The following is a 24,990-nucleotide window of genomic DNA, read 5'->3' as shown; positions in this document are numbered from 1 at the left end:
TGTCAAATTTACCGTAAAGACATAGAGTTCACAAAGAAAAGATGCCTCAAAACCCACAAATAAATAACATTAAAATAAATAAACGATGCGCAGCCTTCTACTCCTCTTGGTAATTCTATTTACATTAAATCTATCCGCTCAAGAAAAATACAAATTCACAACTGTTACCGACCTTGAAACTACACCTGTATTAAGTCAAGGAATTACGGGAACTTGTTGGAGTTTTAGTAGTATTTCATTTTTAGAAAGTGAAATAATTCGTCTAACTGGGAAATATATCGATTTAAGCGAAATGTATCAGGTACGTAATACCTATCCCCTAAAGGCTGAAAACTACATCATGAGACAAGGAAAAGCACAATTTGGGGAAGGTGGACTTGCTCACGACGTAATGAATGCTGTGGAAAAATACGGATTAGTACCTCAATTGGCTTTTAACGGAATGCCTGACGGGGAAAGCAAACACAATCATGCCGAGATGTCAGCTGTATTGGAAGCCATGCTAAAAACCTACGTAGAAAACCCAGGAAGAGAATTAAGCAGTAAGTGGCGTGCAGCTATCGATGCTGTTTTGGATATATATATCGGTAAGAATGTAAACAGTTTTACCTTCGAAGGGAAACAATATACACCACAATCTTTCCTAGAAATGACTAAAATTCAGCCAAAAAATTATGTAAGTTTAACTAGTTTCACTCACGCTCCGTTTTATTCAAACTTTATTTTAAATGTTCCTGACAACTGGAGTAATGGCAGTTTCTACAATTTACCATTAGATGAAATGATAGCAACCTTAGACAATGCATTAGAAAACGGATATACTGTAGAATTAGATTGTGATGTAAGCGAGCGTAGCTTTTCATCTAAAGAAGGAATTGCAGTTGTGCCAGAAGATGATGAAAATAAACTGAAAGCACTAAGTTCTATTTTTCCTGAAAAAACAATAACTCAAGAGTACCGCCAACAGGAGTTTGAAAACTACAATACTACTGATGACCATTTAATGCATATCACAGGAATCCTTCACGATCAAAATGGCACTAAATATTATAAAGTTAAAAACAGTTGGGGAGACGACGAGAGTCGAGTTGCAAATGGTGGATATGTGTATTTTAGTGAAGCGTATATGCGTCTAAAAACTATTAGTATAACTATTCATAAAGACGCAATTCCAAAAAAGATTGCTAAAAAAATAAGTATATAATATAAGGCTTTAATTGTTCGTTTCAGAATAAAAAAGACTTGCTAAAGATTAGTTTAGTAGACAAATTATCTATTTATTCTTGGCTTAAAATTTGATATCTTTGTTTCGATGAAAAAATTATTGTTTCTTATATTATTATTCCCATTATTGGCTTCGGCTCAATTGGATTACGAGACCAATAAATATAAGTTAGATTTTGTTAAGCTTCCAGAAATTGAAAGTTTAACTACCACTTCCTTGTTATTTGAAGGAGATTTTCGATCTAAAGGTTTAAAAAGACTCCCATCTTTTAAGTTGAATAAACAAAATTATCGCGAACCGGTAAGTATGATTGATGCGATGATTACAAACCAAAGTTACGTAGAATCTGATCTTAAAATATCTTTAGACCCTAGAGAATACGGAGTTTACGGCGGTAATAGCAGTTATAGTGCAGATGGATCTACCAAAGTTAAAAACGAGGCATATTATGAAGCAAGCCGTGGATTTTTAAACGCAAACACTTGCCCTCCACACGGAATATGCGCACGTTGTGCACCTTTTAGACTAGGGCGTAGATATTACTAAGTTATTTACTAAAATCTACAACCCTATCTAAATATTTGAATTTAATAGGATTTACTTCAACTCAATACCATCATCTTTAATGATGATTTGTTTGTCTTTATAAAGCGTTCCTATTGCTTTTTTGAAGCTTTTCTTACTCATACCCAACATATTTTTAATAGTGTCTGGATCTGATTTGTCGTGAAGTGGAAGAAATCCTCCTGCGGCCTCTAATTCTTCTCTAATAAAATTAGCGTTAGGCTCTATGCTTTTATAACCCGGTTGTTGAAGAACTAAATCAATTTTATTGTCAGGGCGAATTTTCTTTACGAATGCTTTTAGCTTATCACCTGTACGGATATCTTCAAAAATGTCTTCTATATAGATCAATCCTTTATGAACACCATTAACAATAGCATTTGCTCCTTTTTCAGTTAAATGTGTTACTAAAATATCAACTTCTTGATAAGCTTCAACCGTTAGGTTTTCATTTTGAAGAAAATGGTTTGTTTTACTTGAACCAACTAAGCGGTTAGTTTTTTCGTCTATATATAAATAAACGATATACCAATTTCCTTTCTTCATTGGGCGTGCTTGTTCCTTAAAAGGCACAAACAACTGTTTTTCTAATCCCCAATCCATAAAGGCACCATATTCGGTAACATCGCTACAATGTAAATATCCGAAAGTATTTAATTGTAAAAAAGGGTCTAAAGTGGTTGCTATAGGACGTTCTTCATTATCAAGGTATATAAAAACCGTGATATCATCTCCTATTTCATATTCTTCTGGTTTGTATTTGTGAGGCAAGAGAACTACGTTTTCTTCGTCATCACCTAAATATAGACCCGGTTCGGTTTCCCTTAGGATCTCTAATGTATTGTATTCACCCAATTTTATCATAACTGCAAAGGTAGTGTTTTAAAGAAAATTAAAAATATAATAAACAATGGAAAACTTAACAAATTCTAATGTAATAAATTGGTCTTAGGCAATGAATTTAAAGTAATCCAAAAGCACTTTATCGTTGATAGTCGAAGGTGTAAAAATCTCTAACAAAGAAGGGCCTTCATCTGCTTGGAAGAATGTAGTAATTCCTTTACTTAATTCTTCTTTTTCAACTATAGATTGATACTTAAAACCATACATTTCTGAAAGATGTCTGGCAGTTAGATTGTGTTTGGTTTCAAAATAAGTATCAAACACTTTAGTGTCTTTTTCTCCAGGAAGAATTCTAAAAATACCTCCACCTCCATTATTTATTACAATAATTTTAAAATTCTTCGGTATATAATTATTCCACAGCGCATTGCTATCGTAGAAAAAGCTCAAATCTCCAGTAATAAATACTGTCGGCAACTTTGAAGCGTACCCTGCTCCTATTGCTGTACTTGTACTACCATCAATTCCACTAGTTCCTCGATTACAAAAAACTTCTGAGGATGCTGGTAAATTAAATAATTGGGCATATCTGATTGTAGCACTATTACTTAATTGTAGCTGAACACTTTGTGGAAGCTGTTTAAATATTTCAGAAAACACCATAAAGTCTGAATACGGAATTTGGGTTTCATATATATTATGACGTTGTAATCTATAAGATTTTAACGATAACCATTGTTCGCAATAGTCACTATTTACAGCATTTGTATTCGGAAGAAATTCAGTAAGAAATTTATTTATTGGCGTTTTAAAATGATGCGTTAAAGCAAAGAAAGTATCGTAAGCTTTTTTTGAATCTACGTGCCAATGTTGTTCTGGAGCATAATTTCTCAAAAACGCTTTAATTCTTTTAGAAACCACCATTCCTCCAAAACTCAATAATATTTCTGGTTGGAGATTTTTAAAATCCTCTTCTGTCAATGGAGTTATAAGCTGATCTATAGCAGAAATAAAATTTTCATTATGAAGATTTGAAGTTGTTTCGGTTAGAACTAAAACACTTTTATCTTTTGCTAAATGTTCGATAAAGCGTTGCTCTACACTATTTGGCGGCAGAACTCCAACCAAAATCATCTTGCGACTACTACTGTTCCACTTTCGTTGAAAAGGTGTTAAATCTTCTAATAAGTCGAAACTATCCAACCTAGCTTTAACGTTTTGTGGTGAAACTAATAGCTTGTCAACGGTTTGGTATAAAGGTTCGGAAAAAGGAATATTAATATGAACAGGTCCAGATAACTCAATTGCTGTGTTTAAGGCAACATTTATTTCGGTTTCATTTTTTTGTTGAAATTCATCACCCTCGATACAGTTGGCACTGTAAAGAATATGGTTATGAAAAACATTTTCCTGACGAATGGTTTGTCCATCGCCTATATCTATTCGGTCTGCAGGCCTATCTGCTGAAATAGCTATAAGCGGAATATCGCTATAAAACGCTTCCGTAATTGCTGGGTAATAATTTATTAGTGCAGAGCCGGAGGTGCAAACAACAGCTACAGGTTTTTTTAATTGTTGAGCCATTCCCATTGCAAAAAATGCAGCAGCACGTTCATCAACTATACTAAAGCACTTAAATTCCGGATGTTCTCCAAAACCTATGGTTAATGGTGCATTACGCGACCCTGGAGAAATTACGATATGATTAATTCCTTTATCCAAACATAATTGAATAAGGGTTTGTGCGAGGATTTTATTTGTAAATTTCATGGAGTGTAAAGGTACAAAGACACTGTAGATTTTAAAGCATTGGCTGCAACACTTGTAACATTGTTTGCATTTTATTTTGAGTTTCCTGCCATTCTTCTTTTGGATTAGACTCTAAAGTAATTCCACCACCAACAAATATACGCGCAACGTCATCTTCTATTTTCATACATCGTAAGTTTACCATAAGGTTAGCCGAAGTCCCATCGTTGAATATAGGACCAAAAAAACCTGTGTAAAATTCGCGATTGTACCCTTCATTTTCTAAAATGAATTCTTGTGCTATTTCTTTGGGGTTTCCACCTACTGCTGGTGTTGGGTGTAGAGCAGACGCTACGGCTGTGAGCGTTGTATTGTTATTTAGTTTACCCGTTATGTCTGTTCTAAGATGTAATAACGAACCAGCACGATGGGTATATGTTTTAGAAATCTCTAATGAAGAAGTCGCAGGTTTTAATTTATCTAAAATCATATTGGTTACCTGCTGTTGTTCATCTTGTTCTTTAGGTCTCCAAGTTACAGGCTCATCATTAATATAAGGTTGAGTTCCTGCCAAAGCCATAGTTGTAAACATATTATTATCTAAATTCACAAGTGTTTCTGGCGTAGCACCACACCATAAACCAGTTCTGGGATGAAACCAAATATATCGGAACGCTGTAGGATAAGCTGAGAATAAACGTTTTAGTAATTTATCAATAGAAAAACTTTGAAGCTTTACGTTTTTTGGGCGTGAGATAACAATTTTACTTGCTATGTCATTTTTAATTGCTTCTATTGTATTTTCTAACAGTTTAATATAATTACCTTCCTCATGTTCATCGTTTGAAACTGAAGTAACTTCTGCTGTAAACGGTGCTTTTACAAATTCAGAAATATAAATCTCTGACTCGATTTCAGGTATAAAAAAAGAAGAATTGTGATAGTTGAATGGCGAAAGTACAAATCCAGCTTTATTTAATTCTTTAATTTCGTGTAAGAAATCATCCTTTTGTAGAAGAGCTGATAAGTCATTACTATTTGGTTTACTGTATATTACAAATGGTAATTTCTTCAAATAATGATTTGAAATTTTCTTAGATAATAAATTAAAATTCATTATTTGGTTTTTGGTAAACTTATAGTTGTGAGTTTCACAAGAGAAACGAGATCGCCTTCTTCATTGGTAATCTTTATCTGCCATAGCTGAGTTGTACGTCCTTTATGAAGAATACTTGCGTGAGCATACACAAAACCTTCACGTACACTTTTTACGTGGTTAGCGGCAATTTCAATTCCGCGAACAACGATGTTTTCAGCGTTTAAAAAGAAATAGGCTCCTGCACTTCCAACACTCTCTGCTAAAGCGACAGATGCGCCACCGTGTAAAACACCGTCTGGTTGATGAACTCTAGGAGTTACAGGCATTTTTGCAATTAAAAAGTCATCTCCGACTTCCGTAAATTCTATATTTAAGGTTTCCATTAATGTGTTTTCACACATTTTTTTGGACATAGCTAAAATTTGATCTTTAGTGTACTTCATCTTATTAAATTACATTTGTAAAAATACAAAATTGAATACAACAAATGAGCACTGAAAAAGAAGCTTCTTACAAATCGGTCAACACTTATTCAACATTAAATACATTAACCGAAAACACTAAAAATGTTTGGGTAGTTTTTCACGGTTTGGGGTATTTAAGCAAATACTTTATTAGATATTTTTCTGAGTTAAATCCTGAAGAAAATTACATAATAGCACCACAGGCTCCTTCAAAATACTACCAAGACAGAAAATTTAAACACGTGGGCGCTTCTTGGCTTACCCGTGAAAATACAGTTATAGAAACTGAAAATGTATTAAATTATATAGATGCTGTTTTTAAAAAAGAAATAACTAGAGAAATACCTAATTTAATTGTTTTAGGATATTCTCAAGGAGTTTCAATTGCTTCACGTTGGATTGCAAATAGAAAAATAAATTGTGACAAACTAATACTTCATTCCGGAGGAATTCCTAAAGAATTGAAATCCTCTGATTTTGAATTTTTAAATCCTTCTACTAGGGTTATTTACTTATATGGTGATAAGGATGAATACATTACAGAAGCGAGAAAAACCGAAGAGCAATTAAAAGGAAGCGAGTTGTTTAATAACAGACTAGAAATTAAAGTTTTCGATGGAATCCATGAAGTTAATCGAAAATTTATAAATGAGATTGCTATATAAACTTACAAATCCTTTAAAAGTTAAATTTTCAAAAATTATCATCAATTGGTTTGGGATAGTGTTTAATAAATTATATTTTGGCCCCCGGTTACCTATTGGAAACCCCCACTTTCCAAGTATGTGACCTTAAAGCTTAATAATTGGTTAAAATAAAAAGCTTTAAAATTGAACGGCCCTTTCGGGGGCCGTTCTTTTTAGGTCTGTTAGTTCGAAATCTCAACTAACCACTTTTCCACATTTTAATTATAATTATCTAAGATTTTAAGAAGGTCAATAATTCTGCTATTTATTCTTTAATTCGTCTTTATAACTAAATTATACCTCAATTAATCAAAACAAAAAACCGCAACCTTTTCAGGTTGCGGTTTTGTATTAAGCTTATATAATCTTGCTTGTAAAAATCCCTCGACTATGCTTGGGATAAGCGATTGATCTATTTTCGCTTAGAGCGAAAATAGCTCTCAGCTTACTTTACTTCTTCGAAGTCAACGTCTTCCACATCACTGTTTTCAGTGTTGCTTCCTTGCTCAGCTCCTGCTCCAGCATCACCTGTTGGTGCACCTTGAGCATCTGCTTGCGCTTTGTACATTTCTTCAGAAGCAGTTTTCCAAGCTTCATTTATCTTATCTAAAGCTGGTTGAATTGTAGCTAAATCTTGTGATGCGTGTGCTTTCTTCAATTCTTCTAAAGCTTCCTCAATTGGTTTCTTTTTATCATCAGATAATTTATCACCAAATTCTTTCAGTTGCTTTTCAGTCTGGAAGATCATTGCATCCGCTTCATTCAACTTATCTACTTTTTCTTTTGCAGCTTTATCGCTTTCAGCGTTTGCTTCTGCATCAGCTTTCATCTTCGCGATTTCTTCTTCTGTTAATCCTGAAGAAGCTTCGATACGGATGTCTTGAGTTTTATTAGTAGCCTTATCTGTAGCGCTTACTTTAATGATACCATTAGCATCAATATCAAACGTTACTTCAATTTGTGGCACACCTCTTTGTGCTGGTGGAATTCCGTCTAAGTGGAAACGACCAATTGTTTTGTTATCGTTTGCCATTGGACGCTCTCCTTGCAATACGTGAATTTCAACACTCGGCTGATTGTCTGCAGCTGTAGAGAACACCTGACTTTTCTTAGTAGGAATTGTAGTGTTAGCTTCAATTAATTTAGTCATAACACCTCCCATAGTTTCAATTCCAAGAGAAAGTGGAGTTACATCTAAAAGAAGTACATCTTTTACATCTCCAGTTAATACACCTCCTTGAATTGCAGCTCCAACAGCTACTACTTCATCTGGGTTTACACCTTTATGAGGTTTCTTTCCAAAGTATTTTTCAACAGCTTCCTGAACTGCAGGAATACGAGTTGAACCACCAACTAAAATTACTTCATCAATATCGCTCTTGCTTAAACCTGCAGCTTTCATTGCAGTTTCACAAGGAACCATAGTTCTCTTAACTAAATCGTCAATTAATTGCTCGAACTTAGCACGAGATAATGTTTTAACCAAGTGTTTTGGTCCGCTAGCAGTAGCAGTAACATAAGGTAAGTTGATTTCTGTTTGTGCAGCAGAAGAAAGTTCAATTTTTGCTTTTTCAGCAGCTTCCTTTAAACGTTGTAACGCCATAGGGTCTTTACGAAGATCGAAATCTTCTTCAGCCTTAAACTCATCTGCTAACCAATTGATTATTTTTTGGTCAACGTCATCACCACCTAAGTGTGTATCTCCATCAGTAGCAAGTACTTCAAAAACTCCGTCTCCTAATTCAAGGATACTAACGTCATGTGTACCACCACCAAAGTCAAACACAACTACTTTTTGGTCTGTTCCTTTTTTGTCAAGACCATATGCAAGTGCAGCAGCAGTTGGCTCATTAATAATTCTTTCTACTTTAAGACCAGCAATTTCTCCAGCTTCTTTAGTAGCTTGACGCTGACTGTCATTAAAGTATGCAGGAACAGTAATTACTGCACGAGTAACATCTTGTCCTAAATAATCTTCTGCAGTTTTCTTCATTTTTTGAAGAATCATTGCACTTAATTCTTGTGGCGTATATAAACGGCCATCGATATCAACACGAGCTGTATCGTTATCACCTTTTACTACCTTGTATGCAGAATGTTCTGTTTCTTTTAAAGACTCAGAATATTTATTCCCCATAAATCTCTTAATAGAGCTAATGGTTTTTGTTGGGTTTGTAACAGCTTGACGTTTTGCAGGATCACCTACTTTAATTTCGCCACCTTCCACAAATGCGATTACAGAAGGAGTTGTTCTTTTCCCTTCAGCATTAGGAATAACTGTTGGCTCGCTTCCTTCCATCACGGAAACGCAAGAGTTTGTTGTTCCTAAGTCGATTCCAATTATTTTACTCATAATAGTATTGTTTGTTGTTTATGATTTATGTTGTGTATTCTTAATTTCGAGTTCTATAAGTCAATGATTGTGCCAACCAAATTGTACTGCCATCATGTCAGAAATAAATTTAAATCCGTCATTAATAATGGTTTAAATATATTCCTGAGCTTATCAAAAAGGTGAAATCCTATTATAACTACATTAAAAACATCATTTTTGTAAAATACACTACTTTTACAAGAAGCAGAATCTATAAAACACACAATTGAATAATAAAAAGCCTTCAAGACAATATATAGCATATATTATCCTATTAATACTTGCGGGGGAAGCTGCTTTTATCTTACCATTTGTGTTGGCACGGGTTTTTAGAGCTACTGTTCTTGAAGTTTTTCAAATCAATAATACAGAATTGGGATTTTGCTTCTCGGTATATGGAATAGTGGCTCTCTTCTCTTATTTATTTGGGGGTCCTTTAGCAGATAGATTTCCTCCTCGCAAATTGATGGGCACAGCTTTAATACTTACGGCATTAGGCGGACTTGTTTATGCCAGCTCCCCTACTTTTCAAACTTTAATAATTCTTTATGGTTTTTGGGGGTTTACAACAATTTTTCTATTTTGGTCGGCAATGATAAAGGCCACCCGCGTTTGGGGTGGAAATGACAGTCAAGGAAAAGCATTTGGCTTTTTAGACGGAGGACGTGGATTAGTAGGCGCTCTCTTTGGATTGCTTGGTGTATTTGTGTTTTCTCTGTTTGTTTCTGAAACTGAATTATCTTCTGAAGTTCAATTAAAAGCCTTCCACTATGTAGTATATACCTCCTCGGCCCTAGTTGCTATAATTGGAGTAATAGTATTGTTTTTCTTAAAAATTGATAAAGAAACTGAAGCAACAAACCTTGAGAAAATTACCTTTAAAAACATAAAAACAGTCCTAAAGTTACCTTCTGTTTGGCTCCTTATGGTTATTATTATATGTGCCTATGTAGGTTATAAAATAACCGACATATTTTCGCTTTATGCCAAGGATGTAATGTTGTATAGCGAAGTAGATGCTGCCAAAACAGGAACATTCTTATTATTTATACGCCCTATTGTAGGTGTTGTAATCGGATTTCTTGCAGATCGTTCTCGTCCTTCCATTTACCTGTGTATCGGATTTGTACTTTCATTTTTTGGAGGGTTACTTTTTGCATCTGGCATTTTGGACCAAGAAACAGATGTTTTATTCTTTCTTTCTATAATTGTTACAGCCGTCGGAGTTTACGCTGCTCGTGTTCTTTATTTCGCTGTTATGAAAGAAGGCGACATACCTTTAACGCTTACAGGAACTGCAGTGGGAATCATTTCCTTTATAGGCTATACACCAGAAGTTTTTGCAGGTCCCGCTATCGGTTATTTTTTAGATGGCTCCCCTGGTGAAAAAGGCCATCAGCAGGTATTTTGGATGCTGACAATCTTCTCGGTAATAGGATTTTTAGCGTCATTTATTTTTTATCGAATTTCTAAAAGTAAAAATAAAAACCTATTGGAATTGGCGGATAACGATTCCGCTTTTAAATGAGATTTATTTAGAATCGTTTTCCTATGATTATGATTTCTTGATTTCTAAGCATAATACATCTATAGTGAACTTATCTATTGCCTTGTATATAAGTCTCCCCTCTTTGTATTATCCCTTTGCCTCCATCTATTTAACGGGCTTCCACTCATTAATACATGTCGCTATTCCAAACTTTTAGTTAGCTACATCAAAAGTTTAGTTTGAGTTCATGATTAAAGACTATAGTTAATTCTAAATGATTTGAACTAAAACTAACAAAGCCTATCAGTATCAAAACACTTATCTCGTGTCTTCTCTTTATTTTTGTAGGTTTACCTGAAAAAAATGTTTTCAAGCATTAATTGTTAACAATTAACGCCTTCTGTTTAGCTAAATGTTTTAAAATTTCTTAGGTTTGACTCAAGAAAAAATTTATGGAAAGTATTAGTGTTTTTGACATGTTGTCGATAGGTGTTGGTCCGTCTAGTTCCCACACTTTAGGTCCTTGGCGCGCAGCATTGCGTTGGATTGAGGAGTTGAAAGATGATAATAAATTTGATGAGGTAGTATCGCTAACTGTAGATCTATATGGCTCGCTTTCACTAACGGGAAAGGGTCACGCTACAGATATAGCCGTAATGCTAGGTTTAATGGGGTTTGACCCTGTTACATTTCCCATTGAAAATATAAATAAAGAGATAGACTTTATTACTTCGGAAAACAAGCTCAAACTTAACAACGAGTTAGAGGTACCGTTTATTCCGAAAGAAAATATAATCTTTAATAGAAAGTTTCTTGAATTCCATCCTAACGGAATGACTTTCAATGCCAGCTTTAAAGACGGATCGAAAGAATCTACCTCTTTTTATTCCATAGGTGGAGGGTTTACTGTTAAAGAAGAGCGCAAGCAGGAAAAAGTAAAAATGGAAAAATTTGCACAGTTCCCTTTCCCTATTCAAAACGGAGCGGAGCTAGCTGCATACTGCAAATCTGAAAATAAAAGTATTTCAGAAATAGTTCTCGAGAATGAAAAATCATTGCGTTCTGAAGCAGAAATCACAAAAGGTTTAAAAGAAATTTGGGCTGTAATGCTCGACTCTATGTATGTGGGAGCACATACTGAAGGAATTTTACCTGGTGGCCTAAATGTTACCCGAAGAGCCTTCGAAATGAATAAAAACCTTATTGGGGACACCACATACAATAATGCTGAAGAATGGATAGATGCCATTAGAAATACCGAAGTAAAATTTCGACAAATTCTGAAATGGGTTTCTTGTTTCGCATTAGCTGTTAACGAAGTAAATGCATCTTTAGGTAGAGTTGTAACCGCTCCAACAAATGGAAGTGCTGGTGTAATTCCTGCCGTAATGATGTATTATATGGTGATTGAAAACCACGATGCAAATTTTGAAGACGTACAGAAATTTTTATTAACTGCAGGAGAAATAGGAAGTCTTTTCAAAAAAGGAGCTACTATCTCAGCGGCTTTAGGTGGATGTCAGGCAGAAATTGGTGTATCATCATCGATGGCTGCAGGTGCGTTATGCGAACTTATGGGCGGAACGCCAGACCAATGCTTAATGGCTAGTGAAATTGCAATGGAACATCACCTAGGTTTAACCTGTGACCCAATTGCTGGTTTGGTTCAAATTCCTTGTATAGAGCGTAATGCAATGGGAGCAATTAAGGCAATAAATGCTTGCGAAATGGCACTTAACAGTGATCCTGCCAAGGCAAAAGTACCTTTAGATAAGGTAATCGCAACAATGTGGGAAACGGCAAAAGATATGACATCGAAGTATAAAGAAACTAGTGAAGGAGGTCTTGCAGTACAAGTTAATGTGAGTGATTGTTAATTCACAGTATTTATAATTGATATAAAAACACTCTAGGAATTATCAAATCCAAAATCCAAGTTTCTAATGTCGTAATTTATTACTTTTACCATTCAATTTCAATATAACTATGAGTATAGCTAAAAAAGAATACAAACGCATTACCACCAAAACTTTGGTGGATATGAAAAAGAAAGGTGAAAAGATTTCGATGCTAACTGCATACGATTTTACCATGGCCAAAATTGTAGACAGTGCAGGAATAGACGTTATTTTAGTAGGTGATTCTGCTAGTAATGTAATGGCTGGACACGAAACTACCCTACCAATTACCTTAGACCAAATGATATATCACGCAGCTTCTGTAGTTCGTGCTATTGAACGCAGCTTAGTTGTAGTTGATTTACCATTTGGAAGCTATCAAAGCGACCCAAAAGAAGCACTTCGTTCTGCCATCAGAATTATGAAAGAAAGTGGCGGACACGCAGTTAAGCTTGAAGGGGGAAAAGAAATAAAAGAATCGGTAAAACGAATCTTAAACGCAGGTATTCCTGTAATGGGACACTTAGGGTTAACACCACAATCAATTTATAAATTTGGAACGTACACTGTACGCGCTAAAGAAGAGGAAGAAGCCGATAAGTTAATTGAAGACGCTCTTTTATTGGAAAGAATTGGATGCTTTGCAATTGTTCTAGAAAAAGTACCAGCTAAACTTGCACAACAAGTAGCAGAAAAAATTAGTATTCCAGTTATTGGAATTGGAGCCGGAAGCGGCGTTGATGGACAAGTTCTAGTGCTTCACGATATGATTGGAATGACTCACGAATTTAATCCTCGTTTCCTTAGACGTTATTTAGATTTGTATACTGATATGAAAAATGCATTTACGCAGTATAGCAAAGACGTAAAGAGCGGCGATTTCCCTAATGAAAGTGAACAATATTAGGTCTAAAAATTTAAAACTCTGAATTCTAATTTAATTTTTAGAATTCAGAGTTTTAATTTACTTCTTACTCTTCAGGTGCATATCCGTGAACTTCTTCAAAGATTTCATCAAAGTTCTCTCGAAGATAATTTCTAAACTTTAAACGGTAATCTTCTTTTAACCAACTTATGAAGTTACCTGTACTTTTACTAATGCACTGCGCATATTTTTCAATTCGATGATCGATATCATCTCCTAACATTTTCGCTAAAGCAAGTGCGTCGTAAACATCTTCACTGTTTTCTACACAAATTCGCGCGTGTTGTTCAATAGACCTTTCTAAAATTACCTTACTAGATTCCCCTTTTGCTACAGAGTCTTGATAGGTTTGTTTAATATCAAAATAAACGTTCTCACTCTTTGCAAACTCATTGCGAACCTCTTCTGGCATTTCGTAACGGAAGTTACTTTCTAATTCCTCATCGCTTACTAAGCGATCCATAAAGAAGTCAGGTGAATTGAATATTGCCTGCCAATCTAAAGGTGCCTCCCATGGTCCAAATCGCTGAAAGTTGTTACCAAGGTCGATAACCGAGAACTTAGTTTTATTATTCCAAATACGCGAACCACGACCTATCATCTGAAAGTAAAGCGTTAAAGAACGTGTCGCTCTGTTAAGAATAATTGTATCTATCGATGGTTCATCAAATCCTGTAGTTAAAATACTTACAGATGTAAGTATAGCATCAGGAGTTTCACGGAACCAATTTAAAATTTGCTTTCGCTGTTTTTTTGTTGCTGTATTATCTAAATGCATTACAGGCAAACCTTCTGCCTTTAAATGATAATACACTTGGATAGATGTATTAATACCGTTGTTGAAAATCAATGTTTTCTTACCGTTGGAGTGCGTTCTATACGACTCAAGTAAACGGTCAAGCATATTCACTCCAGAATAAAGATCGTCTGATGATTTTACAGTATAATCACCATTAGAACCAATCTCCAATGAAGTTAGCCCCATATTGTATTGAAAAACTTCAATTTGAGCTAGAAACTCATTATCAATTAACGACTGAATACTTTCTCCAACAATCAGTTCTTGATAGTTATCCTTCATCGGAAGATTTCTATTAGAACTTAATGGAGTTGCTGTAACCCCTAGGATAAATGATTTTTCAAAGAATTTAAAAAGTTTTGTAAATGAGTTATAGTGAGCCTCATCAATAATAACTAGTCCAATATCTGAAATATCAAGTTTGTCATCGTTCAAACGGTTGTTTAAAGTTTCAACCATTGCCACAAAGCAACTGTATTTTGCTTGATCGGAAAGATTAGCAGTACTATTAACAACTTTGTTTACAACACCAAAACTTGTAAGCATTTCAGAAGTTTGCTTACAAAGCTCCACTCGGTGAGTCATCACCAAAACTTTTTTATTGTGAAGTTTAAGATATTGACGGACAATTTCAGAAAAGATAACTGTTTTACCTCCACCTGTTGGTAATTGATATAACAAATGATAATCGTCTGGAGCGGTTTCAAATTTTTCAAAAATTTGATCTATTGCCCCTTTTTGGTAGCTATATAGCTCCTTATCAGTTTTTTTTTCTTTTAGTGCGTCTGTTACCTCCATCATAAATTCTACCTTTTTTAGAAGGTGCAAAATTACGTCCTTTTTTCACAATGCAAAATAATATCTTTTGACGCTTGAATTTTTAACGAATAACAGCAAAAAAAGAGCAGCTAAACACCCTCACCATCAGTGTTTAAAGGAATTTTAAGTAATGAAATTTAAAATTAGATTTTTAATTCTATTTGAGCTTATCACTGTGCATTTTACGTAACCTAGCCAGTTTTGGAGTAATTACCGCTGTACAATATCCAGCAGTTTGATTGTTTGCATAATAATCTTGGTGATCTTCTTCAGCTTCATAAAATGTTTGTAACGGACTTATTTCTGTTACAATGGGATTTGTGTAATAAGGCGACATCTCCTTCACGATAGTTTCTGAAATTTCCTTTTGAGCTTCGTTGTGATAATAAATTACCGAACGGTATTGTGTCCCTACATCCGCCCCCTGACGATTTAGAGTTGTTGGATCGTGACTCGTCATAAAAATTACTACTAAATCTTCGTACGAAATTACTTCAGGATCGAAACTAACTTGTACTACTTCAGCGTGACCTGTTAATCCTGAGCACACTTCACGATAGGTTGGTCTTCCAGGAGCAGTTCCTCCAGTATAACCCGAAACAACTTTTTCTACTCCTTTCACTTGATCAAACACTGCCTCAATACACCAAAAACATCCACCGCCAACTGTCATTAATTCCATTATATAGTCTTTTTAATTTTATAATAATATTTTTAAAATTTCATCGAAATAGAGAAGCTATTATATCCACTTTTTTCTTTTGAAATACCAAAGTAAGCCCAGAAAAACAAGAATCATTAACCCCCAAAGGTAATAATACCCATATCTAAGATGAAGTTCTGGCATATGATCAAAATTCATTCCGTAGATACCTGCCATAAAGGTGAGCGGAATAAATATAGAAGCCATAATTGTCAAAACCTTCATAACTTCATTCATCTTGTTACTGATAGTCGTCATATACATATCCATCAAACTCCAAATCATCTCTCGATAAATTTCCACACTTTCATTAACTTGAATTATATGGTCGTATAAATCGCGAATATATTTATTGGTACGCTCTTCTATAATTGTGTAATCTATTTTTTCTAATCTATTTACAACTTCTCGCAAAGGAACGACTGCTTTTCTAATTTTTAATATTTCCTTTTTTAGTTGTTGAATCTCCTCTGCTATATCTGGGTCTTCTTTTTTATCGAAAAGCTTATCCTCTAACAACTCTACTTTATTGCTTAAATACTCAATAACTGAAAAATAATTATCTACAACTGCATCTAGGATTGCAAACATTAAATAATCTGCTCCTACCCCACGAATCCTACCTTTACCGTGTTCTAAACGTTCCCTCAAATCACTAAAAACATCTCCTTCGGCTTCTTGAAAAGTTAACACATAATCCTTCCCCATAACCATACTAATATGCTCATTGTTAAGCCTATCATTGTCGTAATGAAGCATTTTAAATACTATAAATAAGTATTCTTCGTATTCATCAATTTTTGGACGTTGATATGTACTTACTATATCTTCTTGAATTAATGGATGTAGTTCAAAATGGTTACCGAGTGTAATAATATCATCGGTATTGCTAAGTCCGTTTACATTTATCCAAGTAATATTTGTAGAATCTTCGTAGTTAAAAGCCTCATTAATATCATTTGTTTTAAATCGATGATAATGATCCTTAGAGTAATCAATTATATCTAACTCTGTAATTGTCGTGACTTTTTTACCAGTATACTTAACAGTACCAGGAGATAAATTTCTGGCTCTTTTGGGTTCTATTTTAGTTGTTTTCGCTTTACTCCTACGTTTTGCCGTCATAGAAAATCAATTATTTTTTTAAAGGTAGGAAATAGAAATTACAATTTTTAGTATGAAATGTAAAGTTCCAACAAATGGTTTAAAACCATAATGTTAAATTGGCGTGTTATATATTTAAAAGAAATATTCAATGATTGAACTTTGTAAATTGTTTAAAAACTTGTGAATATTTAAATTACCGAACTTTTAAAAAGCCTTTCAAAATAAGTACTTTAACCGAAGTTTAAAAACAACCAATTTTACTAAAATTATGCACTTAACCACCATCGATTGGATCGTTATAATTACATTTTTTATAATATTTATTACAATTGGTCTAGTTGTAGCTAAAAAAGCTGGAAAAGATTCAAAATCCTTTTTTCTTTCCGATAGAAATATGCCTTGGTGGCTTTTAGGGGTTAGCATGGTTGCTACGACCTTTGCTGCAGATACACCAAACTTTGTTGCAGGTGTTATTCGTGAAGATGGAGTTTTTGGTAACTGGATATGGTGGAGTTTTCTACTTACCGGAATGTTAACTGTCTTTTTTTATTCTAAACTTTGGCGAAAAAGTGGCATTACAACCGATTTAGAATTTTATGAATTGCGATATAGCGGAAAAAGCGCCGCCTTTTTAAGAGGTTTTAGAGCCATCTATTTAGGAGTTTTCTTCAACATTGTAATTATGGCGAACGTTTGTCTCGCGGCAATTAAAATTGGACACGTTATGTTCGGTTTATCTTCATATGAAGTATTATTAATTGCTTCGCCGGTAGTGGTTATTTACTCAGCCTTTGGGGGCTTAAAAGGAGTTTTACTTACAGATTTTGTTCAATTTATAATCGCCATGGTTGGAAGTATTTGGGCTACCGTTTACATAGTAAATATGCCTGAAATTGGGGGGATAGATAAATTACTCGCTACCCCAGCTGTAGCAGCAAAAACAGCAATGCTACCTGACTTTTCTAAACCTGAATTATTGATTCCTTTGCTTATAATTCCGTTAGCCGTGCAATGGTGGAGTGTTTGGTATCCGGGAGCTGAGCCAGGTGGTGGTGGTTATATTGCCCAAAGGATGTTAGCCGCCAAAGATGAAAAACACGCAACCTATGCTACCCTATTTTTTAATATCGCACATTACGCACTTAGACCTTGGCCGTGGATTATCATTGGTCTTGCATCTATCGTGATTTTTCCAAATATAGAAAGCCTACAAGCTGCATTTCCGAATTTACATCCTGATTTTGTGAAAAATGACCTTTCTTATCCAGCAATGCTAACTTTCTTGCCAGCCGGTTTATTAGGAATTGTAATTACATCATTAATTGCAGCTTTTATGAGCACAATCTCGACGCATTTAAACTGGGGAAGTTCTTATGTTGTAAATGATTTTTACGTACGTTTTCTTCGAAAAGAAGCTACTGGAAAAGAGCAAGTTGCTGCTGGTAGAGTTTCTACGGTTGTAATGATGATTTTCGCAGGCTTATTAGCACTTGTTCTAGAAGAAGCTCGTGATGGTTTCAACTTATTACTTTCTATTGGAGCAGGTACTGGATTACTGTTTATTTTAAGATGGTTTTGGAGTAGAATAAATCCCTATAGTGAAATTGCCGCTATGCTAATTTCATTTTTAATTGCTGCCTTTTTCTTTGTTAATGGAAAAATGGACACTCCAATGATTGAAATGGCTGGTCATTGGCAATTAGTTCTTGGGGTTGTAATAACCACAATTGGATGGGTACTTGTAACGCTATTAACAAAACCGTCAAATGCTGAAACACTTAATAGCTTTAATAGCCTAATTTTTGGAAATGAATCCAAGTTTAAAGGGTTTGGAATGAAAATTCTAGGCTTTTTTGCAGGAGTTGTAGGTGTTTACTGTACACTATTTGCCATCGGGAACTTTATTTACAGCAATACTATTTTAGCTTTTAGCCTTACTGCTGTAGCTGTAATCTGCGGACTGGTAGTTATAAAATCTTTTCAGAAAACGGAATAAACTAAATAGTAAAGACCTTCTAATTTAGAAGGTCTTTATTTTTATTCATTAAGTCAGTCTATCGATGTTGGTCTATTAAAATAATATTTCCATCAGGATCAGAAAGAGTTATACTTGCGGGACCCGATGTATTTTCATCTGCTTCTGTAGAGAGTTCTACCCCACTTTGTTTAAGGCTTTTTTGAATTTCCCTTACATCATCAAAGCTTTCTAAATTCTGTGCGTTTTCATCCCAACCTGGGTTAAAGGTTAAAATATTGCCTTCAAACATTCCTTGAAAAATACCGATTAGTGCATTTCCATTTTTCATTATAAGATAATTGTGCTCCATACTTCCACCAAAGACTTTAAATCCTAAGTTTTCGTAAAATTGTTTTGAAACCCTTAAATCCTTTACATTAAGACTAACTGAAAAGGCACCTAATTTCATATCGTTATCTTCCATTTTATTAATTTTAGTTAGTGTAAGATTATCCTCCTTTGGAAAATTCGCAAATACATTATTGATATATAATCCGATCGCAAAAGACAATAGAACTGTTAATATTGATAAACTTATTTTTTTAGTTTTCATAAATGAGTTTTTTAAGAGGTTAAATTGACTTTTAAAAAAATTATTTCACCCTAAGAATTTTCTCCATTTTGCGACCTTTAGCTAACTCATCTACCAATTTATCTAGGTAACGAACTTGTCTTGTTACTGGATTTTCAAGTTCTTCTATGCGATATCCACAAATCATACCTTTGATGAGGCTGGCATTAGGATTAAGATTTGCTTGTTTAAAGAAGGTTTCAAAAGTTGCTTTTTCTTCAATTAATTTCTTTAAATCCTTTTCATTGTACCCTGTAAGCCATTCGATTACTTGATGTAATTCTTCTATTGTTCTATCTTTCTTTTCAACTTTTGTGATATAATGTGGGTAAACCGAAGCGAAAGTCATTTTTGCAATACGCTCGTTATGTTCTGGGGTGGTTTTCATATAGTTTTAATAGATTACTGTTTAGATATCATTTTACTTATCCATGTTCCTATAAAATAAAATAAAATTAAATACCCTATAAATAACAAGCTGCCAATAACCCATCCTATAACTCCTAAAGTAAAACTGAAGCTAAAAAAATAAGTTTGAAAACTTCCTATAGGATCAAAAGCTACTGGAAGATTTGAAGGTTTAGAAATTAAATCTACCAAGAGAATAAATAAGATGATTCCTATTATCAAGCTAATTAAACCGAAAGTTATTTTGGTGTTTTTCATATTCTGTTACTTTTATAGGGTCAACCTTGGTAAGCATAATTCAAAATTAGGAAAACAATGTTAGTTATATCGATGTTTATAATCCTTTCTGAGTTTGTTCCATAAAAAAACCTTCCACATGGGAAGGTTTTAAATATTTACATTCGATAGATTTCAATACCCATTGCAAACTAAGTGGAATGTATCGGTCTGAAATTGATTTTAGTTATTACCTAAAATTAAAGGTAAACCACTATCTCCAGAACCAACGATTACAACTTTAGCGTTTGGTGATTTAGCAAGTTCTAAAGTAGCGTCAATTCCTTTATCTTGAAGAACCTTATCTGTCAAGGAAGCACTTAAAATTGCGTTTGCATCTGCTTTACCTTGTGCTTCAATTCTTACTTTTTCAGCTTCTTTAGTCGCTTTTTCCAAGCGGAATTCATACTCTAATGACTCTTGTTCCTGACGAAGCTTACGCTCAATAGCATCTTTAATTGCCGGTGGTAACGTAACATCACGAACTAATACTTCATTTAATTGAATGTATTGTTTGTCTAAAATTTTCTTAGTTTCTTCATAAATCTCTTCTTGAATTGCATCTCTTTTACTAGAATAAAGTTGTTCAGGTGTATAACGACCTACAACACTTCTTGCCGCACTTCTAATTGCTGGCTGAATTACACGTTGTAAATAGTTTTCTCCCTTTTCTTGATGAAGTTTCGCTATATCGTTACTCTCTGGTTGATACCATGCAGAAGCATCTAGCTTTATTTCTAGTCCGTTAGATGACAGAACTTGCATTTTCTCACTTAACTCTTGCTGACGTACTTCGTAAACAAATACCTTGTTCCAAGGAGCTATAATATGAAAACCTTCACCTAATGGCGGTTCATCGGTTACCACACCATTTCCGAAAGTTTGATATAGTACTCCTGCGTGACCAGAGCTAATAGTTACAGATGATTTTGAAATTAAAATAATAAATAATACAATTCCTACAATTACAGGTATTGTTAACTTGGGAAGTTTTTCCATTTTTAAAAAGTGTTTGGGTTTCTATATAAGTCCGTTATATTTTCTGATAAACCATTCTGAAACGAGTGCTAGAATGATAAGTGCTAGAAGATATTTCCAATCTATCAAAGGTACTACTTTTTGTTCGCTTCTTTCAATGTTTTGGTAGTTTGTGTCGGCTATCAACAAATCTATCAATGCATCGCTTTGTAATGCGAAGTATGCTTTTCCATTTGAGTTTACTGCCACTCTATTCAATTTTGAAACATTTGCGTTTAAAAATTGTTGTTCTACATTAAAATCTAAAATAGTAAAATCTCCACTGCTTTTAATCGATTCGTCTGCAGTTGAAACTGTAAACTTATACTCACCAGCAGCAAGGCTATTTAAATCTACTTCATAATAATTATTACGAAGCAACATTGGGAAAATCGTTAATTCGTCAGTTTCAGTGTTTCTTACCTTTATATTTAGTGAAGCACGATTGTCGAATACATAGTTTTTATCAAAATATTGGGCTGAGATTTTAATAGGGTTATTGTTGTAATAGAATGTTTCAGAAGACACTTCTAGTCTACTTCTGCGTTTATTTGATGCTAAATACTGAACAATATTCCCGATAAAATCATCAAATTCTTTAAAGCTATTACTATTCACAAAGTTACGTGCTCTCCAACGCCAAAAGCCTTCACCATCCCAAATAGCGTTGCGTATACCATTTACTTCAATGGTAGCTAGCAGTGGATTGCCATTAGAAATTCCACTTACAGTTTGCGCTAACATTTCTTCATTTGCAACAGTTACAGACAAAGATCCAAATTCAGTATGCAAGGGTGGAAAATCGTCAAACCCTATATCGTCGAACGCAAATGTGCCGTAATTACTATTTACTTTTGCTTGAACATCTTCTGTTTGTGTAGATGCTTCTTTAATAAAATTGTTTTGAGCAGCATTTAGAAAATGCCAATCGGTTTGCAATCCAGAGAATACCCAAGTGTTTTTGTTTAATTTTTCTATTTCAGAATATACTGTAGCGAAATTTCTATCTGGCTGATAGAGAATCACCAATTGATAATCGTTTAAAACTGAAACAGCTTCAAAAGGTTTTTTAAAAGTAATAGTTCGGCGTTCGTTTGAAGTAATTGCCTTTTTAAGCACACCCAAGTCTGGATGTGTTATATTACTAACTACCAAAACATTTGTTGCTTGGTCGATAACTTCTACAGCAAAATGCTTACTGTTATTAGTTTTATTTTTTTCATCTGAAAGCGGAAGAATTTGTGCTGAATATTTTTGAAGTCCTACCGAATTTGCAGAAAGCGTAAAGTTTATTGTTTTTGAAGTTTCATTATTTGAAAACGAAACATTAGTTCGATATACAGAAGAAGCACCTTGATTAACGATAAATTCGGTGTTGACAGGTGTTGGACCTGTATAATTGACAATAACTTCAACTGGAAATTGATTTTTTAAGAAAGCATAACGATTTGTATTTAATTGCGATATTTTCAAATCTTTATGCTGTACAGAATCCCCAAGAATAACAGGATAAATAGGGTTTCTGTTTGTTGCAGAAGAAAATTCGTAATCACTCCCAAGTGTTTGATTTCCATCCGAAATAAGAATTATTGGGGCGATTTCATTTTTAAAAATTTCATTTGATGATGAAAGCGCTTTTGAAATATTGGTGTTCCTATCATCAAAAGTTAAAGAGTCGCTTTCTTTGAAATCGCTTCCGAAAGAAAAATAAGAAAGCTCAAATTTATTATTTAACTCTTTATTGTTTTTTAATTTTTCAAGAAATTCAGAAACATTTTCTGTTTGCTCTAACTCAGTTATAGATGCTGAATTGTCTATTAATACAGGGAGTTTAGGCCTTTCGATGGTATACGTTTCACTTTTAAACTTAGGATTAATTAATAAAAGTAAAATTGAAAATATTGAAATAAATCTAAGTGCGCCAAAAATCCAAGCCAATAATCCTTTTTGTTTGGACTTATATCCATACATAAAAACCGCCAGAGCAATAGAAATTACTCCGGCGATTAAAATATAAAATATGGTTTCTGTGGTCACTAAATTAGTTTCAAGTTTATAATTTCAAGGTACTGATTTTTACCACCGAAAAGGATTTTTTTAAGTAAGCATTCCTCCATCTACATTAAGAACTTGTCCAGTAACGTATGCTGATAAATCACTTGCTAAAAACACACAAGCATTAGCAACATCTTGTGGAGATCCACCACGTTTAAGTGGAATCATGTCTGTCCAACCTTTTACTGCGTCCTCATTTAGGTTTTGCGTCATTTCAGTTTCGATGAAACCAGGCGCAATTGCGTTACAACGAATGTTACGTGATCCTAATTCGATAGCTACAGATTTTGTAAATCCTATAACCCCTGCTTTGGAAGCTGCATAATTTGTTTGACCTGCATTACCTTTTACTCCCACAACAGAGCTCATATTAATTATAGAACCTTGGCGTTGTTTAAGCATTGTACGTTGTACAGCCTTGGTCATATTGAAAACGGATTTTAAGTTTACTTCGATTACTTTATCAAAATCTTCCTCAGAGATTCTCATTAAAAGATTGTCTTTAGTAATCCCAGCATTGTTTATAAGAATATCAACACTTCCAAAGTCTTTTAAAACTTCATCTACCAATGCTTGAGCTTCAGTAAAAGAAGCGGCATCACTTTGATATGCTTTAGCTTTAACACCTAATTTGGTAACTTCTTCGGCTAAATTATTTGCAGCTTGGGCTGAGGAGCTATAGGTAAAAGCTACATTTGCGCCGTGATTAGCAAATACTTCTACAATTCCTTTTCCAATTCCGCGGCTTCCGCCAGTAATAATTGCTGTTTTTCCTTCCAGTAATTTCATATTAAGGTCTGTTTTTATTTAATCTAATATACCCTCAAGATTATTTAAACCTTGTAAGATAACCGCGAGAGGCGGGTTTCAAATATAACAAAAGCTTGTGGCTTCACCATAAAAAAAGCCCTGTGAATTTCACAGAGCTTTTTAATCTATATGTTGAAAAGATTAGCCTAAAACTTCTTTTACTTTCTTTCCAATTTCTGCTGGAGAATCCACTACGTGCATTCCACATTCGCGCATTACTTTTTTCTTTGCCTGAGCAGTATCATCGCTACCACCAACAATTGCACCAGCGTGCCCCATTGTACGTCCTGCAGGCGCTGTTTCACCAGCGATAAAACCAATTACTGGCTTTTTGCTTCCGCTTTCTTTGTACCATTTTGCTGCATCAATTTCTAATTGACCACCAATTTCACCTATCATTACTACCGCTTCACTATCTGGATCGTTAATAAGCAATTCTAAAGCTTCTTTTGTAGTAGTTCCAATAATTGGATCTCCACCAATACCGATTGCTGTAGTAATTCCTAAACCTTGTTTTACAACTTGATCTGCAGCTTCATAAGTAAGTGTTCCTGATTTTGAAACAATACCTACACTACCTTTTTTGAAAACGAAACCTGGCATAATACCAACTTTTGCTTCACCTGGAGTAATAACTCCTGGACAGTTAGGACCAATTAAACGACAATCTCTGTCTTTAATATAGTTTGAAGCAGTAATCATATCTTTTACTGGAATACCTTCAGTAATTGTGATAATTACTTTAATACCTGCATCAGCAGCTTCCATAATGGCGTCTGCAGCAAATGCAGGCGGCACAAAAATAATAGTGGTGTCGGCACCAGTTTCTTTTACAGCTTCTTCAACTGTATTAAATACTGGCTTATCAAGATGTTTTTGTCCACCTTTTCCTGGAGTTACTCCTCCAACAACATTAGTTCCGTATTCAATCATTTGTTCAGCGTGGAAAGTTCCTTCACTCCCAGTGAATCCTTGAACTATTATTTTTGAATCTTTATTTACTAAAACGCTCATTTTTAACTATTTTGTAATTGTTATATATAATTTAAATTCAAATAAACCTTTCGAATTTTATTCAGAATTCCTGCAAAG

General features: G+C 34.3%; 22 protein-coding genes. 7 read left to right on the top strand and 15 right to left on the bottom strand.

Annotated features, from left to right (window positions below):
* The first annotated feature begins 85 nt into the window (after positions 1-85).
* Both G3A46_RS11970 and G3A46_RS11965 read left to right on the top strand, forming a co-directional pair.
* Complete coding sequence (locus G3A46_RS11970; protein WP_165150102.1) at positions 86-1,204, top strand: C1 family peptidase; 1,119 nt, start codon at positions 86-88, stop codon at positions 1,202-1,204.
* 108 nt (positions 1,205-1,312) lie between these two features.
* On the top strand, positions 1,313-1,771 hold the full coding sequence (locus G3A46_RS11965; RefSeq protein WP_165150100.1) for a hypothetical protein: 459 nt from the start codon (positions 1,313-1,315) through the stop codon (positions 1,769-1,771).
* Between the two features lie 51 nt (positions 1,772-1,822).
* Here the strand turns inward: G3A46_RS11965 and G3A46_RS11960 are convergent, their stop codons facing one another.
* The 4 genes from G3A46_RS11960 to G3A46_RS11945 form a co-directional block, all read right to left on the bottom strand.
* Complete coding sequence (locus tag G3A46_RS11960; RefSeq protein WP_165150098.1) at positions 1,823-2,653, bottom strand: S1-like domain-containing RNA-binding protein; 831 nt, start codon at positions 2,651-2,653, stop codon at positions 1,823-1,825.
* Positions 2,654-2,737: 84 nt separating this feature from the next.
* On the bottom strand, positions 2,738-4,402 hold the full coding sequence (gene menD, locus G3A46_RS11955) for a 2-succinyl-5-enolpyruvyl-6-hydroxy-3-cyclohexene-1-carboxylic-acid synthase (protein ID WP_165150096.1): 1,665 nt from the start codon (positions 4,400-4,402) through the stop codon (positions 2,738-2,740).
* 31 nt (positions 4,403-4,433) lie between these two features.
* On the bottom strand, positions 4,434-5,498 hold the full coding sequence (locus G3A46_RS11950; protein WP_165150094.1) for an isochorismate synthase: 1,065 nt from the start codon (positions 5,496-5,498) through the stop codon (positions 4,434-4,436).
* On the bottom strand, positions 5,498-5,923 hold the full coding sequence (locus G3A46_RS11945) for a hotdog fold thioesterase (RefSeq protein ID WP_139854567.1): 426 nt from the start codon (positions 5,921-5,923) through the stop codon (positions 5,498-5,500). The genes G3A46_RS11950 and G3A46_RS11945 overlap by 1 nt, the downstream gene beginning before the upstream one ends.
* 44 nt (positions 5,924-5,967) lie before the next feature.
* On the opposite strand from G3A46_RS11945, the gene G3A46_RS11940 reads away from it, so the two are divergent.
* The gene (locus G3A46_RS11940; RefSeq protein ID WP_165150092.1) at positions 5,968-6,609 is read left to right on the top strand and encodes an esterase; all 642 of its coding nucleotides are present in this window, start codon (positions 5,968-5,970) and stop codon (positions 6,607-6,609) included.
* Between the two features lie 466 nt (positions 6,610-7,075).
* Here the strand turns inward: G3A46_RS11940 and dnaK are convergent, their stop codons facing one another.
* Entirely contained in the window at positions 7,076-8,983 is a 1,908-nt protein-coding gene (gene dnaK, locus G3A46_RS11935) for a molecular chaperone DnaK (protein ID WP_165150090.1), read from the bottom strand.
* A gap of 247 nt (positions 8,984-9,230) precedes the next feature.
* On the opposite strand from dnaK, the gene G3A46_RS11930 reads away from it, so the two are divergent.
* The 3 genes from G3A46_RS11930 to panB all read left to right on the top strand — a co-directional run bounded on the left by G3A46_RS11930 (position 9,231) and on the right by panB (position 13,298).
* Positions 9,231-10,532, top strand: coding sequence for an MFS transporter (locus tag G3A46_RS11930; protein WP_165150088.1), 1,302 nt, complete (start codon positions 9,231-9,233; stop codon positions 10,530-10,532).
* A gap of 413 nt (positions 10,533-10,945) precedes the next feature.
* On the top strand, positions 10,946-12,370 hold the full coding sequence (locus G3A46_RS11925; protein WP_165150086.1) for an L-serine ammonia-lyase: 1,425 nt from the start codon (positions 10,946-10,948) through the stop codon (positions 12,368-12,370).
* A gap of 109 nt (positions 12,371-12,479) precedes the next feature.
* Positions 12,480-13,298 (top strand): 3-methyl-2-oxobutanoate hydroxymethyltransferase, encoded by an 819-nt coding sequence (gene panB / locus G3A46_RS11920; protein WP_139854559.1) that lies wholly within the window; start codon positions 12,480-12,482, stop codon positions 13,296-13,298.
* A 64-nt stretch (positions 13,299-13,362) separates the two neighbouring features.
* Here panB and G3A46_RS11915 read toward each other — a convergent pair whose 3' ends face one another.
* The 3 genes from G3A46_RS11915 to corA all read right to left on the bottom strand — a co-directional run bounded on the left by G3A46_RS11915 (position 13,363) and on the right by corA (position 16,762).
* Positions 13,363-14,916: a DEAD/DEAH box helicase family protein gene (locus tag G3A46_RS11915; RefSeq protein ID WP_165150084.1), complete on the bottom strand. Its 1,554-nt coding sequence runs from the start codon at positions 14,914-14,916 to the stop codon at positions 13,363-13,365.
* A gap of 175 nt (positions 14,917-15,091) precedes the next feature.
* Entirely contained in the window at positions 15,092-15,616 is a 525-nt protein-coding gene (gene msrA, locus G3A46_RS11910) for a peptide-methionine (S)-S-oxide reductase MsrA (RefSeq protein WP_165150082.1), read from the bottom strand.
* A gap of 60 nt (positions 15,617-15,676) precedes the next feature.
* Positions 15,677-16,762, bottom strand: a complete 1,086-nt coding sequence (gene corA, locus G3A46_RS11905; protein WP_165150080.1) for a magnesium/cobalt transporter CorA — start codon at positions 16,760-16,762, stop codon at positions 15,677-15,679.
* 250 nt (positions 16,763-17,012) lie between these two features.
* On the opposite strand from corA, the gene G3A46_RS11900 reads away from it, so the two are divergent.
* Positions 17,013-18,740, top strand: a complete 1,728-nt coding sequence (locus G3A46_RS11900) for a sodium:solute symporter family protein (RefSeq protein ID WP_165150078.1) — start codon at positions 17,013-17,015, stop codon at positions 18,738-18,740.
* Between the two features lie 58 nt (positions 18,741-18,798).
* Here G3A46_RS11900 and G3A46_RS11895 read toward each other — a convergent pair whose 3' ends face one another.
* The 7 genes from G3A46_RS11895 to sucD form a co-directional block, all read right to left on the bottom strand.
* Positions 18,799-19,170: a VOC family protein gene (locus G3A46_RS11895; protein ID WP_165150142.1), complete on the bottom strand. Its 372-nt coding sequence runs from the start codon at positions 19,168-19,170 to the stop codon at positions 18,799-18,801.
* A 184-nt stretch (positions 19,171-19,354) separates the two neighbouring features.
* Positions 19,355-19,720 carry a DUF2200 domain-containing protein gene (locus tag G3A46_RS11890; protein ID WP_165150076.1) on the bottom strand — a complete coding sequence of 122 codons (366 nt, stop codon included), beginning with the start codon at positions 19,718-19,720 and terminating at the stop codon, positions 19,355-19,357.
* 14 nt (positions 19,721-19,734) lie between these two features.
* Entirely contained in the window at positions 19,735-19,998 is a 264-nt protein-coding gene (locus G3A46_RS11885) for a hypothetical protein (RefSeq protein WP_165150074.1), read from the bottom strand.
* Between the two features lie 201 nt (positions 19,999-20,199).
* Positions 20,200-21,015 carry a prohibitin family protein gene (locus tag G3A46_RS11880; protein ID WP_165150072.1) on the bottom strand — a complete coding sequence of 272 codons (816 nt, stop codon included), beginning with the start codon at positions 21,013-21,015 and terminating at the stop codon, positions 20,200-20,202.
* A gap of 21 nt (positions 21,016-21,036) precedes the next feature.
* Positions 21,037-23,070, bottom strand: a complete 2,034-nt coding sequence (locus G3A46_RS11875) for a VWA domain-containing protein (RefSeq protein WP_165150070.1) — start codon at positions 23,068-23,070, stop codon at positions 21,037-21,039.
* 60 nt (positions 23,071-23,130) lie between these two features.
* Positions 23,131-23,877, bottom strand: a complete 747-nt coding sequence (gene fabG, locus G3A46_RS11870; protein WP_165150068.1) for a 3-oxoacyl-[acyl-carrier-protein] reductase — start codon at positions 23,875-23,877, stop codon at positions 23,131-23,133.
* A 162-nt stretch (positions 23,878-24,039) separates the two neighbouring features.
* Positions 24,040-24,912, bottom strand: coding sequence for a succinate--CoA ligase subunit alpha (sucD, locus tag G3A46_RS11865; protein ID WP_165150066.1), 873 nt, complete (start codon positions 24,910-24,912; stop codon positions 24,040-24,042).
* Positions 24,913-24,990: the final 78 nt, after the last annotated feature.

Source organism: Aequorivita sp. KMM 9714 (genome assembly GCF_011065475.1).
GTDB classification, from domain to species: Bacteria; Bacteroidota; Bacteroidia; order Flavobacteriales; family Flavobacteriaceae; genus Aequorivita; species Aequorivita sinensis.
The sequence above is the reverse complement of the archived record's forward strand: the minus strand, read 5'-3'. Positions and strand labels throughout refer to the sequence as shown.